This window comes from Mesobacillus maritimus (assembly GCF_023715205.1).
Classification (GTDB): Bacteria; Bacillota; Bacilli; order Bacillales; family Cytobacillaceae; genus Mesobacillus_B; species Mesobacillus_B maritimus_C.
This window is the reverse complement of the sequence record NZ_JAMBNR010000063.1, coordinates 1-478: the sequence shown is the minus strand read 5'-3', so window position 1 is coordinate 478 and position 478 is coordinate 1. Positions and strand designations below refer to the sequence as shown.

At 31.4% G+C, this 478-nt stretch carries 2 protein-coding genes; both read left to right on the top strand.

Translation table 11 applies throughout. The features are described 5' to 3' along the window. Positions 1 to 108, top strand: a 108-nt coding sequence (locus tag M3182_RS26570) for an ABC-three component system protein (protein ID WP_432806733.1), incomplete at its 5' end; no start/stop codon positions are given. Beyond that, on the top strand, positions 105 to 478 hold a 374-nt coding region (locus tag M3182_RS25605), incomplete at its 3' end, for an ABC-three component system middle component 4 (protein WP_251560641.1). The genes M3182_RS26570 and M3182_RS25605, both read left to right, overlap by 4 nt.

The following is a 478-nucleotide window of genomic DNA, read 5'->3' as shown; positions in this document are numbered from 1 at the left end:
CATAAGAAAGGAATGCTGCATCAGCTTGCTAATAAGCTAGATAGAGATATAATTTGGTCCCCAGACACATCTCTTGATTCTTTGAATAGTTTAAGGGGGCAAAAATGAGTTCATTACCTTATATTCCTCTTGATGAAGATTTTAATTTAAATGTTGCTCTTCTGATTATTTTAATTCATACGCTAAGCAAGAATAGAAATGATGTTCTATTGTTGGATAGAAATAAAATTCAAATATTTTTATATTTGATTAAAAACCCGTCAAAACTTGAGGCTGTAATGATTCTGGCAGGTAAACAAAACACATCCATTGATATGACAGAAACTTATACAATTAAAAGTCTATCATTAAACGTTGACATTCTTTTCAGCACTCCAAAAATAAAAACACTTTTGAAAAAATTGTCGATACTGGGATGGCTTCGTGTAACAAAGTCTGATGGTGCATCTTATTTTAGTTTAACAACTCAGGGTGAAAG